This is a genomic window from Colwellia sp. C2M11, assembly GCF_018860915.1.
Taxonomy (GTDB): domain Bacteria; phylum Pseudomonadota; class Gammaproteobacteria; order Enterobacterales; family Alteromonadaceae; genus Colwellia.
Genome location: NZ_JAHKQD010000015.1, coordinates 196,890 through 211,061, shown reverse-complemented (window position 1 = coordinate 211,061; position 14,172 = coordinate 196,890). Strand labels below are relative to the sequence as shown.

At 35.7% G+C, this 14,172-nt stretch carries 13 protein-coding genes; 6 read left to right on the top strand and 7 right to left on the bottom strand.

Going from position 1 to position 14,172, the window contains the following annotated elements; genetic code table 11:
* Positions 1-299 precede the first annotated feature (299 nt).
* The 5 genes from KO509_RS05590 to KO509_RS05570 all read right to left on the bottom strand — a co-directional run bounded on the left by KO509_RS05590 (position 300) and on the right by KO509_RS05570 (position 5,331).
* A complete protein-coding gene (locus tag KO509_RS05590; RefSeq protein WP_215972285.1) occupies positions 300-530 on the bottom strand; it encodes a hypothetical protein in 231 nt (76 codons plus the stop codon).
* Complete coding sequence (locus KO509_RS05585) at positions 527-2,137, bottom strand: PepSY-associated TM helix domain-containing protein (RefSeq protein WP_215972284.1); 1,611 nt, start codon at positions 2,135-2,137, stop codon at positions 527-529. The genes KO509_RS05590 and KO509_RS05585 overlap by 4 nt, the downstream gene beginning before the upstream one ends.
* Positions 2,134-2,421: a hypothetical protein gene (locus tag KO509_RS05580; protein WP_215972283.1), complete on the bottom strand. Its 288-nt coding sequence runs from the start codon at positions 2,419-2,421 to the stop codon at positions 2,134-2,136. Before KO509_RS05580 ends, KO509_RS05585 begins: the two co-directional genes overlap by 4 nt.
* A 54-nt stretch (positions 2,422-2,475) precedes the next feature.
* On the bottom strand, positions 2,476-4,809 hold the full coding sequence (locus KO509_RS05575) for a TonB-dependent receptor (protein WP_215972282.1): 2,334 nt from the start codon (positions 4,807-4,809) through the stop codon (positions 2,476-2,478).
* Between the two features lie 141 nt (positions 4,810-4,950).
* Positions 4,951-5,331 (bottom strand): hypothetical protein, encoded by a 381-nt coding sequence (locus KO509_RS05570; RefSeq protein WP_215972281.1) that lies wholly within the window; start codon positions 5,329-5,331, stop codon positions 4,951-4,953.
* A 412-nt stretch (positions 5,332-5,743) separates the two neighbouring features.
* Between KO509_RS05570 and KO509_RS05565 the strand changes: the two genes are divergently transcribed.
* The 3 genes from KO509_RS05565 to bla all read left to right on the top strand — a co-directional run bounded on the left by KO509_RS05565 (position 5,744) and on the right by bla (position 8,125).
* A complete protein-coding gene (locus KO509_RS05565) occupies positions 5,744-6,514 on the top strand; it encodes a sulfite exporter TauE/SafE family protein (protein WP_215972280.1) in 771 nt (256 codons plus the stop codon).
* A 153-nt stretch (positions 6,515-6,667) separates the two neighbouring features.
* Entirely contained in the window at positions 6,668-7,156 is a 489-nt protein-coding gene (locus KO509_RS05560) for a GNAT family N-acetyltransferase (RefSeq protein WP_215972279.1), read from the top strand.
* Positions 7,157-7,306: 150 nt separating this feature from the next.
* Positions 7,307-8,125 carry a class A beta-lactamase, subclass A2 gene (bla, locus tag KO509_RS05555; protein ID WP_215972278.1) on the top strand — a complete coding sequence of 273 codons (819 nt, stop codon included), beginning with the start codon at positions 7,307-7,309 and terminating at the stop codon, positions 8,123-8,125.
* Positions 8,126-8,378: 253 nt separating this feature from the next.
* Here bla and KO509_RS05550 read toward each other — a convergent pair whose 3' ends face one another.
* Positions 8,379-8,516: a hypothetical protein gene (locus KO509_RS05550; RefSeq protein WP_215972277.1), complete on the bottom strand. Its 138-nt coding sequence runs from the start codon at positions 8,514-8,516 to the stop codon at positions 8,379-8,381.
* A 347-nt stretch (positions 8,517-8,863) separates the two neighbouring features.
* Here KO509_RS05550 and KO509_RS05545 point away from each other — a divergent pair, with 347 nt between their 5' ends.
* Both KO509_RS05545 and KO509_RS05540 read left to right on the top strand, forming a co-directional pair.
* A complete protein-coding gene (locus tag KO509_RS05545) occupies positions 8,864-9,511 on the top strand; it encodes a DUF2959 domain-containing protein (RefSeq protein WP_215972276.1) in 648 nt (215 codons plus the stop codon).
* 2 nt (positions 9,512-9,513) lie between these two features.
* A complete protein-coding gene (locus KO509_RS05540) occupies positions 9,514-9,864 on the top strand; it encodes a RidA family protein (RefSeq protein ID WP_215972275.1) in 351 nt (116 codons plus the stop codon).
* A gap of 113 nt (positions 9,865-9,977) precedes the next feature.
* Here the strand turns inward: KO509_RS05540 and KO509_RS05535 are convergent, their stop codons facing one another.
* On the bottom strand, positions 9,978-11,819 hold the full coding sequence (locus KO509_RS05535; protein WP_215972274.1) for a DUF885 domain-containing protein: 1,842 nt from the start codon (positions 11,817-11,819) through the stop codon (positions 9,978-9,980).
* 314 nt (positions 11,820-12,133) lie between these two features.
* Between KO509_RS05535 and KO509_RS05530 the strand changes: the two genes are divergently transcribed.
* Positions 12,134-14,113, top strand: coding sequence for a RecQ family ATP-dependent DNA helicase (locus tag KO509_RS05530; RefSeq protein ID WP_215972273.1), 1,980 nt, complete (start codon positions 12,134-12,136; stop codon positions 14,111-14,113).
* Positions 14,114-14,172 lie beyond the last annotated feature (59 nt).

Sequence of the window (14,172 nt, the reverse complement as noted above, 5' to 3'; positions counted from 1 at the left end):
TTTATACGTAGAAAAAATGGCCAAATACAAGGTATTTATTTCAATAACTCGTTGTTCTAATTATTAAATAAATAACGATGTCGTTGGTGATTTTAGCAAGTAGGAATGATCACATAGTTAGTGAGATTGGTATAATATGTTAACAACAGGAATGTAAGTTAAAAAGTAGAATGAAAGGGGAGGTAATACATCCCCTAATTATCTAATAAAGCAAAGTCAGCAGTGAGAACCAATAACGAGAAAAGCGGGTATAACCGTAAAAGTTATATGCTCAATGCAAATTAACGGTTGTCGTTATATTATTTATTTATTGTTTTACCAAATATAAAAGCAACAAATAAATTAGTTAACAAGCCGCCAGAGATAGCGACAAAAACCCCACCAATACTGCCATAAACAGCAATAAAGCATATTGAAGCCGCTATAAATATTGCCAAGCTTAACCAACAACTTGTCGTGCTTGCTTTTCTTAGTAATAAACTACTTATAATTAATAGTATGCAAGCTAAGGTTAGGTAAATAAATATCATACGCTCACCTCTTGATGCACAGCTGGTTCTACTAAGGCCAAGCGCTTAACATTTATGCGTTTAGTTGCATAAACACCAAATAGACCTATCACGAAAAAGCTTATATCAACCACAGTTACTAATAAATTATTTGCCATAAAAGCATGACTTGATGACAGTACAACATTTAATGGTAAAACTGCCATACATGAAACCCCTGTCACTAACAGAGTCACTTGTAAGTAACGATGATAATTAAGCGGAAATATAGCTAATAAAAACCAAGCTAGCCAGGAATAGAAGAAAAGTGGGCCAAAATACTGGTTATGTAGCTCTACCGCAACTAAGTTGTTAAGTAAAACTTGAGCAGGAAATAGAATAGCGCTTGCTAATACTAAACCACCACAACTACCAATAATAGCCCTATTCCAGCGTTGATAAGCGAGTTCAGATAATGTTGGATTACTACCTCGGCTACGCTTTGCTAACCACATCATCATGCCTGACAATGGCAATAGTGCGGTTGTTAAGCCAAGTAAAGCCCAAATACATTTAACAAAAATGCCAGCGAAATTACCAAAATGTAGTGGAAATAATAAGGTGAGCACCTTGATAGCAGGGCCAGGAATATCGCCTAAACTACTCATCGATTTACTAAATTCACCATTACCATGATATTGCAACAATTGTGACGCTACAGCATCACCGCCAAGTAAACGTAGATAAACTTCTGCATTCGTATCGTTATGCGCCATAACCGTTAAATCAACAATTTTGGCCTTTGGGTAGCGAGTTTGTGCGTCAATTAAAATAGCATTGATATCTGTTGCTTGATAATTATGAGAGATAATGGGCTCTGGCATAGCTGTAAATCGCTCAACCAATTTAGCTTGATCACCACCAAAACTTACAAAAGCAGCGGCAGGTAACAATATAATTGTCGCTAATCCTAAAAAGGCACCACTAAGTCCTATAATGCCGTGAAATAAGCTACCCCAAATGCCCATAATTTTGTGTGCGTCGCTGACAACAACATTGAGTTCCTTTTTACGCCGGAAAGTAAATAACTCTTTAATTAACTGGCGATGAATAAATAAGCCGGTTATGGTGGAGACTAATAATGTTAAGCCTAAAAAGCCTGTTAGTATTAGCCCGATAGGGCGACCTAGATGTAAATCGGCATGAAAGTGGCCAATAAATGAAGGTGCGTCTGTTTTACGATGTTCGTAAAAATAGGCTGCTGTACCATAATATTCTTTTACTAGTTCAAAATTTCGAGGATCAAATTGATAGGCATATGCTGCTTCCTCAGTATAGTTTTCATCCCCGTCATGCGATTCAAATAATAACGTGAGTAAGTGAGTGTTATGTCCTGTGGGCAAATATACATGAATATTTTCACCAAAAGCTTCAGGTACTTTTTGATGATATTTGTTAATAAGCTCAGTAACTTTTTCACTTGGGATTGTACTGAGTTGATGTAATTCAGGGTTAGCCCAAATTTTTAATTCTGGTCGGCTTAGCACAGCTAAAGCGCCGGTAAAGCAAACAATAAACAACAAGATAGCAGTAACAATACCAACCCAACTATGCAATAAAAATAGCTTTTTTAATGTAACTGATTTCATGTTTGTGCCCCTGATAATGCCATATAACTCAAACCTGCATGACTAAATAAAATCACTAACATGACAACAAAAGGGTGCCATGCTTTTTCAGCCATATAGGCATAAATAAATAAGCCTGCCCAAATAAGAGGAAATAGCATAATAGGTATAAGTATCCTTTCTTCCATCGCAAATGGCAGATAAGTCGTCATACCCGGAATCATAACTATGGCGGTAATAAGCGCTAATATACAAGCCATTAAATGCCGGCGTTTAGTCGCCGAGAATGTTCTTTTTGTCTTCATTTTTTATTTGCTCTCAATGTGTGACTAACGTTAGTTAGCCACACTGGCGGTAAGTTAGAACTCAGCTTCAAAACGTACGCTTAATGTGCGTGGTGAACTTAGGGTTTGATTGTCAAAACCGGCAGGCGCAAGAGCCACATATTCGGCGTCTAGCAAATTATCAACTAAGGCATATACACCATAGTTTTGCCACTGGTAGCCAATACGTGTGTTTACTAATAAGTGAGCGTCATTACGTGGTTCTAAACTTGTCGCTAGTCGTTGTGATGTACCGGTATAGCTAGCATTAATATTCGCAATAAAACCTTTTTGATTTGAGTAATCGACACCAAATAAGGCTGTCCATTCAGGAGCACCTTCAAAAGAAAAGCCACTGTAATCTTGTTCTTCACCGTTGAAGCTAGCGCTAAACTCATCAAACTCTGTTTTAGAATATCCGATGCCACCATAAAGATTAACAGAAGAAGTTAGCTGATAACTGATCTCTGTTTCGAAACCTTGCACATGTGACTCACCGACATTATGTATTTCACGGTCATATTGATTACCCGATAAAAATACAGAGACTTGTTGATCTGTCCAATCAAGGTAAAAAATATTGGCATTAATCACTAACTTGTTATCAAGCCACACCGAGCGAAACGCTAATTCGTAGTTCCATGTATATTCAGGATCATAAGTAAAAACAGTTGCTTGGGCGATGTTTGTACCTACACCGCCAGAGCGGTAGCCTTTTTGAACAGTAAGGCTGGTTGAAATATCTTGGTTGAAACGATATGTCGCACCTAGTTTGGGTAACCATGCATCAAAGCTTGCATCTTCAATAGGTTCATCACCAGAGGCCCCATCAGCCATAGCATAAAGCTGTTGGTTTATACCTGTTATTAACTGAGCAAGTACCGGATCTGCCGCAAAGTCATCAGGTTGAGGTAAGGCATTTTGTGTTCTTTCGGTAATATAGATATCAGCAGCAGTACCATTTTTTTGCTCTTCTTTATCATAACGAAAACCTGCGAATATATTCCAAGATTCGTTTATTCTATAGGTGAAATCAGCGAAAAGTGCTTTAGTTTCAACTTTTTGTGTGAAGTCAGAGAATTGACCAATATAAACAGGATCAGCGGCGCTATAAAATTGTAGTACTTGATCAGCTAAAGTATCAGGTAAAGCCAAGCCACCATATTCAGCAGGCGCGGTAAGTAAGCTACGTACACCAAGTTGTTCAAATGTTAAGCCGCGCTCACCACCACTACTATCAAAAACATCTAAATCTGAATAATAAAAACCAATCAACCCTGATAGCTTGTCACCTTCGTAAATTAAGCGAAATTCTTGTGTTGTAGTTTCATCCGTACGGGTATCAGTCAGTATAGATTGAGGTTGCTGTATACTAGCATCGCCATCCCATTCGTAACCATATTCAGCATCAGAATAGGTCGATATAGAGGTGAAAAACCATTCATCAGAAATATCATAATTCAAGTTTAAAACATATAAATCAGAGTCGATATATTCAAAGGTTGGTGAATCTAAATAAACATAACGATCATCATAAATATTATTAATAGGGTATTGATCATCACCACTTTCAACCATAACCCAATCAGCACCTTTTTCGTTTTCAGTGTGAAGAAAACTTAGCTGAGCCTCAAAATCAGGAAAAGCAGATGGTGTAAAGCGCAACTTTACTCGGTAAGACTTGTTGTTATCAAAATCTGATTCCTCACCTGTGGCTACGTTAGTGTTATAACCGTCAAAATCACGTTTTTCTGCACTAACACGAAATGCTAATTCGTCTTCAATTATACCGCCTCCAAAAGCCACTGCCGCTTCTTGTGTACCATATTCACCTACACCAATACGAGCCTTAAAGTCATACTCTTGTACTGCATCACGGGTTTTCATCACAACAGCACCAGCGAGTGAATTACGACCTTGTAAAGTAGACTGTGGTCCGCGAAATATTTCAACTTGGCTAATATCCCAAGTTGAAAAGCCGCCTTGTTGCATTACGCGATAAGGCAAAGGAGCACCATCAACATATACACTAGCAAGTCCACCAGTGCCACCATCAGTTACACCAAAAGCATCAATACCACGAATGTTAAAGCCAGTGCCATCAGTACCAGAAGCATTAGGAGTGCGTGCGATAACATCGTAGAAGTCGTTTAGGTTTTCTTGTTCAATTGTTTGACCAGTAATAACAGCAACACTAGTAGGGGTTTCTTGTAGAGTTCTATCTATTTTTTGACCTTTTACAATGATTTTCTCTATTTGACGCGTATTACTTGAACTTTCTGTATCGTTAGCACTGGCGTTCATTGCAACGCCTGAAATAGCAAAGGTAACAGCACAAGCTAATCGCGCTTTTAAAAAACGAGTGGTCATAAAAGGTGAACTCCAAATACGGTGTTAATGTTAATGATAATGGTTGTCATTAATATTATACCTTGAAGTTTTTTTACAAAACAACAACAAATGGAATAAATAGATAAATAATTGAGTCTGCAGATATCTGATAGAGCTTAGTCAGTGAGGAGAATAATGGCATATAACCGAGCTTAATTTATGCCTAAAATAGTCAGTGTTATCTATATTAGCTAAAACACTGCCTTTCGTGACCATACTACCTGTTTTAAAAGGGGCATTAATAGTGGTTACTTCACCTTCAACTTCTGATTTTAATGTTAGATCCCAATGGGCTTTCGTTTCACCATGACTACTTACATAGGCCTGATAAGTATTGGTTAGTGCTTGAATAACCGATACTGTGGGGATGCTTGCCTTAATTGTCGTAGGTTTCCGATCTGCTTGTAGTTGATCAATCTTTTCTCCGTTATAAGCAACAGCTAAACCAATGCAGACAATGGCAATAGCAGTCACAATAACAGGGGCAGATAAAATTTTCATGACGATACTCCAAGACCTAAAGCGAGGCCTAAATTAATACGGTTAATTAAAAGGGTGTAATTGATTTACGCTAATTCATCAGCTGCTAAGTCGTACATTTATATTTCTTGGTTAAGGTAATGAAGGGAGCAGCGTGGAACTTACCGTGGTTATAGTAGGCGTTGTAAATAACGCTTGTCAGATTTGCTTAACGCTACAGTTAAAGCGTGATATGACTATACGAGAGAGATTTTAATTTACTCGTATTACTTTGCATTAAAGTTTCTATTGTAGAGTACAATAGCTTTATTGTTTTCACTTACTTGAAATCAAGCTCAAACAGTGGGCTAGGTTTCACTTTGTTATATATTTAATTCACTATTATTACCCTTTTAATGAGGTGTTAGGTTTTAAATTAGCCTGGAGTACTATTTTGTTGATTGATGTTATTTTTCTTTTTATAGCAGGGCTAATTGGTGGGGTTTTAAACTCTATTGCGGGAGGGGGAAGTTTTATTACTTTTCCTGCTCTCGTTTTTGTTGGCGTGCCACCACTTATGGCTAATGCTACTAATACCTTTTCTTCGTGTGCCGGATATTTTAGTGGAGCTTATGCTTTTAGGCACAAATTAAAAGAGCACAAAAAAGAAATGTTGCTCACGATTTTATTTAGCCTATTAGGGGGATCTCTTGGTGCATTTTTATTGTTAAAAACCCCTGAAGCATCATTTGAAAAGGTTATTCCTTGGTTACTTTTATTTGCAACCTTGTTATTTATATTTGGTGGGAGAGCTAATACATTATTGCAGTCTTACTCAGAAAAAAATAAATATGCATTACAGTTTAAATCTATTTTTCTTTCTTTATCATTACTCAGTGTTTGTGTCTATGGCGGATTCTTTAATGCCGGATTAGGTATTGTTGTCTTAAGTTATTTGACTTTATCTGGTCATAAAAACATTAATGTAATGAATGGTTTAAAGTTAGTTGTTTCTTCTGCTGTATCGATTGCTGCCATATTATTGTTTGTTTTGAGCGACTCTATTGCGTGGTTAGAAGGCTGTATTGTTCTCGTTGGTACTTTATTAGGCGGATATTATTCGGCTCATATTTCGATGAAGTTAAATCAGCAGTATGTTAGGTGGTTCGTGATATTTATGAGCGCTGTGATTACGGTATATTTTTTCTATGTCACTTATGCGTAGACTTTTATGATATAAGGCCATTAAATTAGTGGTGCGAGGTAAACTTAATAGGTTAAACAGCTAAAATAGTTTACTCAATTTCTCTGTGCTACTCATAGTAGCAAACAGTTTATTAGTCTCTATTGGGACGTATGTGGCAAGGAAGTGGTGAGAATGCCTATTAGTGCAATAACCGAAAATTCGTGGGATGCAATTATGAAAATTCAGGCGGAGGCATACACAGATATTTTGCCTGAAGACGCAAGTATCCTAAAAAGTAAGTGGCTGGCTTCGCCTGAAACATGTGCAGTCTATGTAGATGATGAAGATAAAATATTAGGCTATTTACTTGCTCACCCATGGGAGAGCGAAGTGCCACCTAAGTTATATGAAAAAACGCAAGTAATTAATAGTTCAACTTTATTTCTCCATGACTTGGCTTTGGCGAATGCGGCACAAGGAAAAAAGATCGCTAAACAATTAATTGAAAACTTAATTGTTTATGCCAAATGTCAACATTTTTCAAAAATATCACTTGTTTCAGTGCAAAACTCGAATATGTTCTGGGGAAAATTTGGTTTTGTTTATACCCCTAGTAAGATTATTTGTCCAAGTTACGGTGATGATGCCCAATTAATGGTGTTAGCGCTAAAAATAGAATAAATCATGTAAAATATTTGCATAACGATAGCTGTTCACGCATTCTTTAAACATAAATATTAGCACGTAAGATAACCTATGAATTATAAACTACTATTACTCATTATCGTTTTTTTATGTTCGTTTCACTCATATAGCAAACAAAGTGAGTCTTTGAAACATCAAATAAATTCATTACTAGCAGCTAAAAATGCAACAGTTGGTGTGTCGATTTTGGCAGGGGATGGCAGTGAATATATTTCAATAAATGGTAATAAGAAGCTACCAATGCAGAGTGTTTTCAAATATCACCTTGCTTTAGCAGTGTTAGATCAAGTGGATAAAAAAAACTTAAGCCTATCGGATAGAGTAAGTATTAGCCAAAAAGATTTAGATAATAATTTATGGAGCCCGATTCGTAAAAAATATCCCAATGGTACTAATTTATCCTTAGCTGAAGTATTAAAATATACAGTCGCTTATAGTGACAACGTAGGCTGCGATATATTATTTAATATGGTTGGTGGTACGAAGGTTGTGGAAGCGTATATACATCAGCAAGGCATAATGGATGTTGCTATTGAATATGATGAAATAACACAGCAATTAGTTTGGAACCGAATGTATGAGAATTGGACAACGGCTAATGCAGCTATTACTTTATTAAAGTTATTTTATGAGAATAAAGATAATTTACTTTCTCAAGGCAGTCATCAATTCTTATGGGATACCATGAAAAGCTCAGCTACCGGTAAAGATAAAATTAAAGGTTCATTACCTAAAGGTACGATTGTTGCGCATAAAACCGGTAGCTCTGGTAGCAATAAATTGGGATTAACGGGGGCCGATAATGATATTGGCATAGTTTTTTTGCCTGATGGTCGACATTTTTATATCGGGATTTTAGTCAGTAACTCGACAGAAACAAGCGAGGTTAATAAAAAAATAATTGCAGATATTAGTAAAATAGCTTGGGATTATTTTAAAAACTAGTTTCGTTATGCTTGCTGTTCATAAGTCATAAGTGTATCAAAGTCGATTTACTTCAGGCGTATTATGTAGAGACTTTTACTGTTAACTATATCTGCAATAAGGTATTAGTAAACATGACCTACTGCCATTTTATAATATCAGTGTATACTTGATTAGGTACTTATATTACACAGCACCTTTATTTTTATATCAGTGACACCATTCTAATATTTATGGCATTTTCACATAAATATTAGAATGTAAGTCGTCAATATTATAGGTTTTCTAAAACTTCACGTTGTTCGGCTACTTCAATTCTTATGTCAAAATCACGAGGTAAATCGCTATTATCATAATCAAAAGTTGTTGCTTCTACTGATTGTGTATCTTGTAAAGTGTTTTGATTTTTCATTATCATAATCTCTCTTTATTTAACGTTATGTAATATTATTACGTCATTTAGTGTTTTAATGCAAGTTTTTATCATTTTAATGATCGTATTATTATATTTTGTAGTTTTATTACTTTATTTTGAGGTTTAGGGGATTAAGTTATGCTCGTCTTTATTTATGACTCTCTTTGTTATTTATCGATAGCTAGCCAATTAAGATTGACGACAAGGCAAGATGTTTTTTGTTAATAATTTGTAAAAATTTAGAGGTAATGTTGAATATTTATTTTGCTCGAATACGCTAATCAATATACCATTAACATAATATTCGCTCAGATTAAGTGGTCAAAATCACTTTAGGGAAATTTATGATTAAGTTTAGTCAAAAGTTATGCATTATTGTTAGTGTATTGGCATTAGCATCGTGTTCAACTGCTTATTACTCTGCCATGGAAAAAGTTGGTATTCACAAGCGTGATATCATGGTTGATCGTGTTGGAGAAGCCAAAGAATCACAACAAGAAGCACAAGAACAGTTTAAGTCAGCATTGGCTGAAATGACGGCGCTAATTAATTTTGATGGTGGCGATCTTGAAGAGCAATACAACGAAATTCAAGAACAGTATGAAGATTCGAAAGAGGCTGCTGATCTTGTTAGCTTACGTATTGCTAAAATAGAAGATGTTTCTGAAGCCTTATTTGAAGAGTGGCAAGATGAAATAGAAGAAATTTCAAGTGCTAACCTTAAAAGACAAAGTGCATCAAAACTAAAGGATACACAAAGACGTTATAAAACATTGATTAAATCGATGCATAAAGCAGAAAGTAAAATGGCACCAGTTTTGTCTGCCTTAAAGGACAATAGCCTATTTTTAAAACATAATTTAAATGCAAAAGCAGTTGGTGCATTACAAGGTGAAATAGTGTCAATTCAAAAAGATGTTGCTGTGCTAATTAAAGATATGAATGCTGCGATAGAACAATCGCAAAAATTTATTGATATGTTGGAGGAGTAATTTTGTCAATTGAAAGGTTAGAAACAAAACAGCGTATGAGTCGTATTGTTAAACATAACGGTACGATTTATTTATGTGGCCAAGTTGCTGCTGATGCCAGTAAGGATATTACTGAACAAACGCAAACCATGTTGGCTAAGGTTGATGAATTGTTATTGCAAGCAGGCAGTGATAGAAAGCACATTTTATCAGCCACTATTTATGTTAAAGATATGAGCTACTTTGCTGAGATGAATGCTGTTTGGGATGCTTGGGTTCCAGAAGGTTATGCACCAGCGCGTGCATGTGTTGCGGCTAAAATGGCTCGTGACGCTTTATTGGTGGAAATTTCAGTGGTCGCTGCTGAAATATAAAAACTTTTCTTTCTATATTGTAGAAATTTAATAGCTAAAAAGACAATAAAAAACCGCATTTAAAAATGCGGTTTTAGATGGTTCTGTTTAGTGACTTATCAAGTCAGTCGAGATTAAGCCTTTTTCTCTTCAATATATTCATTAACGAGTTGAGTAAGTACGTTTAATGGTACTGGCCCATTACGTAAAATTACCTCGTGATATTCTCTTATATCAAATTTGTCGCCTAAGGCTTTTTTAGCACCTTCACGTAAGGTTAATATCTTTAACATACCAATTTTATAAGCTGTTGCTTGGGATGGCATAACAACATGTCGTTCAACCATTTTAACTGCGTCAGATTTAGCGTTAGGCGTATTAGTTACATAGTATGCAATGCCTTCATCTCTGGTCCATTTCTTTGTGTGAATACCCGTATCAACCACTAATCTACATGCACGCCATAGTTCCATAGCTAAACGACCAAAGTCAGAGTATGGGTCTTGGTATAAGCCAATTTCTTTAGGGATCATTTCTGAATATAATCCCCAGCCTTCGGTATGAGCAGTATAGCGTCCAAACTTTCTGAACATAGGAATGCCAGTTAATTCTTGTTTGATCGCGATTTGCATATGATGTCCAGGAATACCTTCATGGTACGCTAAAGCCGCCATTTGATAGGTTGGCATAGCTTCCATGTCGTAAAGGTTTGCATAATAAACACCTGGGCGAGATCCATCAGGTGCGGGTTGTTGATAAAATGCTTTACCCGCAGACTTTTCTCTAAAGGCTTCAACGGCTTTAACTTTTAATTCCGCTTTAGGTTTACTTAAAAACAAGCTGTCTAGGCGGCCTTTCATATCGTCAATTAAAGCAACTGCCTCATCTAAATATTGCTGACGTCCTGCTTCGTCTCCAGCGTAATAAAATTGCTTGCTGTTTCTCATAAAATCAAAAAATTCGGCCAAATCACCTTCAAAGCCAACCTTTTCCATAATCAAACGCATTTCATTATGGATTCGATCCACCTCATTTAGCCCTATTTGATGAATTTCTTCAGAAGTGAGATCTGTAGTAGTTGTGCGTTTTAAAGCATTATTATAAAAATCTTCACCATTTGGAAACTTCCAAGCACCGTCACGATCATCGGCTTTCTTTTCTAATTCCGTTAAGTAACTAATTAATTGTTCATAGCCATATTTTAATTCGTTGTTCAATGCGGATTTAATGTCAGTTAATAATGAGTTTTTTTCTGTATCAGTAATTGCTAGTTTGTTAATTTTGCTAGTGAAATCGGCTAAAAGCGTACTGTCTTTACCGTCAGAAAATGGTGCACCTATTAATATATTATTAGCATCACGAATGACGTGTTCAAAAACAAATTTAGGGGCAATTATTCCTTTGTCTTCTCTTAATTTAAGTTGGGTAACAAGCTGTATTATTAACTTTTTAGCGCCTTTTACACGGGCTATATAATCTTGTGCTTCTTTTACATTACTAATTGAATGTTGGTTAATTAAAAACGCAGGAATTTGTGAGTGAGTGCCAAACATTTGATTAACAGGATAATCATGAAAGCGCCATTGGTAATCATTGATGCTGTTTTCTAATTTCTGAACGTAAAGGTGATAGCTGATCAACGTTTGAGGATCTAATTTATCGGTATCAATCGTTTTAATTTTTTCTAAGTCTGCTTTATCAAAAGCTAACTCGATTGCGCTGTTTTCTTCAGATAGGTCATTCCATTTATCGTAATCTTTTTTAATACCAAGATATGTCTGCATAACTGGGTTACGGTCAATGCTTGCCTTGAAAATACTATCAAATAGTTGGTTGGCTTTTTCTGATTCGGATATGACTACATTAGCACTGTTTTGTTCAACTGAAGTGCTTGCGTTATTTGTTAGTGGTTGTGAACAAGCACTTAATAAGGCACTCGATATAGCAATAACGAGCAAAGATTTTTTTAATAGCATTTGATGGCTCTTTTATTAGAAATTATTTTAATCAGTTTGCCTATGTTTTAATGATGAATGCAATGAATTATCGATAGATTGGCTTATATTTACGATTAAACAGTAAGGGGGTTTGTTAAATTTAATCAAATTAATTTGGCGAGAGATCAATTATTTTAGCACTGCTGGTTGGTAAAGGCGCTTGTTAAAGTAATACAGTCAAAGTACGCTTTATGTCATACTGGTTAAATACTTAGTGCTTTATGTTTTTAACGTTAAAAATAATGATAGGGCTATAATTTTTTTAGTAAATTATTTATATTGGAATGTTAATCATGAACGGAATTAATCAAAATTCATCGCTAGAAACACTTAAAACAATATTTGGTTTTGAGCAGTTTCGTTTAGGTCAAAAGCAAACAATTGAACAATTGTTAGCTGGGCAGTCAACGTTATCAATATTTCCTACCGGCTCAGGTAAAAGTTTGTGTTATCAATTAACTGCATTGCACCTGCCTAATTTAACGCTTGTTGTGTCGCCATTGTTAGCCTTGATGAAAGACCAGTTAGCCTTTTTAGCGAGTAAAGGTATTACGGCAGCAAGTATTGATTCAACGTTAAAAGGTAGTCAAACACAAGACGTTATGGCTGCGGTGCGTAATGGTGAAATTAAAATATTAATGGTGTCAGTCGAGCGTTTTAAGAATGAGCGTTTTAGGAAGTTTATTCAATCGGTACCGGTTTCAATGTTAGTGGTAGATGAAGCGCATTGTATTTCAGAGTGGGGTCATAACTTTAGACCAGATTATTTAAAATTACCTAGTTACCGTAAAGAATTGAATATTCCATTAACATTATTGTTAACCGCAACAGCGACAAAAAAAGTAAAGTTAGATATGGCTGATAAATTTGCCATTAATGAGCATCATATTGTACAAACTGGTTTTTATCGTCATAACCTCAATTTAGTGGTATTGCCGGTTAGTAGCGCTAATAAAAATAAAGTCTTAGTGGAGCAAATACAACAATACTCTAATGGTGGTCAAAATAGCGGTATTGTGTACGTTACGTTACAACACTCTGCTGAACAGGTTGCGGCTTATTTACAGCAATCAGGTATTAACGCTTGCGCTTATCATGCGGGGTTTGACAGCGAAAATCGTAGCCAAATACAAGCTGATTTTATGGCGGGAAATCTACAGGTTATTGTTGCGACTATTGCCTTTGGTATGGGAATTGATAAAAGTGATATTCGTTTTGTCTTTCATTACGATTTACCTAAATCAATTGAGAATTACTCTCAAGAAATAGGTCGAGCAGGGCGTGATGGTGAGCTGTCACACTGTGTGACTTTGGCAAATTTAGATGGTTTAAATACTGTAGAAAATTTTGTTTATGGTGATACGCCTGAGCTTGGTGGTATCGAGTCTATTATTGATAATATTAAAGTTGAGACTCAAAGTACCCAATATGAAAGTAAGTGGGAATTACAATTACTACCACTGTCTAATACCAGTAATATTAAACAATTACCGTTAAAAACGTTATTGGTTCAGTTGGAAATTGCTGGTGTCATTGAGCCTATGTATGCCTATTTTGCAGATTTCAAAATTAAGCTTTTACAGCCCCTAGAGCAGATATTATCGGGTTTTAATGAACAAAGACGTCATTTTTTATCAACAGTATTTAAAGCCACAGCGTTTAAAAAAGTGTGGGGCAGTTTAAACTTTCATACCTTATTGCAAGACCAATCAATTGATCGAAATCGTGTTGTTGCGGCGTTAGAGTACTTACAAGAGCAACAATTAATTGTATTAGAAACCTCACGAATGACAGAGGTTTTTAAGGTTAATAGTCATGAACTTAATGATCCTAAGTTAGCAACAAACCTGTATAATTATTTTCTCGATAAAGAGCAAAAAGAAATTCAGCGTATTGCTGCTCTTGTACGATTTTTTCAACTTGATAAGTGCTTAAGCTATAATTTAAGTTGTTATTTTGATGATAAAAAAGCACCCGTAAGCTGTGGGCATTGCAGCGTATGTGCAGGAAATGTCGCTCAACTTGAACATTCAGTACAGGCGCAATGGCCAAGTGATGAAGTGTTAATGGCAGATGCTGTGGCATTGAAAAGTCATTTAGCAAACAAAATTACGGTGCCATTAACGTTAGAAAGTTACTGTCGCTTTTTTGCCGGTATGAGTGTACCTATTTTTGGACGTAATAAAGTTAGACAGTTATCAGGTTTTGCTTCTTGTGAGCAACAACGTTATCAAGCAATACGAGATAAATTATCACAATTGGGAGCTTTCTAAGCTATATGTTGTTTAGAAAAATGAACAGTTGGTTATCTTTCTATTTTATTTACCTGAGT

Bases quoted from the DNA above. Each gene is read 5' to 3' on its own strand.
- KO509_RS05580 (WP_215972283.1), bottom strand. From the start codon at position 2,421: ATGAAGACAAAAAGAACATTCTCGGCGACTAAACGCCGGCATTTAATG.
- KO509_RS05530 (WP_215972273.1), top strand. From the start codon at position 12,134: ATGAACGGAATTAATCAAAATTCATCGCTAGAAACACTTAAAACAATA.
- KO509_RS05535 (WP_215972274.1), bottom strand. From the start codon at position 11,819: ATGCTATTAAAAAAATCTTTGCTCGTTATTGCTATATCGAGTGCCTTA.
- KO509_RS05570 (WP_215972281.1), bottom strand. From the start codon at position 5,331: ATGAAAATTTTATCTGCCCCTGTTATTGTGACTGCTATTGCCATTGTC.
- KO509_RS05590 (WP_215972285.1), bottom strand. From the start codon at position 530: ATGATATTTATTTACCTAACCTTAGCTTGCATACTATTAATTATAAGT.
- KO509_RS05550 (WP_215972277.1), bottom strand. From the start codon at position 8,516: ATGAAAAATCAAAACACTTTACAAGATACACAATCAGTAGAAGCAACA.
- KO509_RS05545 (WP_215972276.1), top strand. From the start codon at position 8,864: ATGATTAAGTTTAGTCAAAAGTTATGCATTATTGTTAGTGTATTGGCA.
- KO509_RS05560 (WP_215972279.1), top strand. From the start codon at position 6,668: ATGCCTATTAGTGCAATAACCGAAAATTCGTGGGATGCAATTATGAAA.
- KO509_RS05575 (WP_215972282.1), bottom strand. From the start codon at position 4,809: ATGACCACTCGTTTTTTAAAAGCGCGATTAGCTTGTGCTGTTACCTTT.
- KO509_RS05585 (WP_215972284.1), bottom strand. From the start codon at position 2,137: ATGAAATCAGTTACATTAAAAAAGCTATTTTTATTGCATAGTTGGGTT.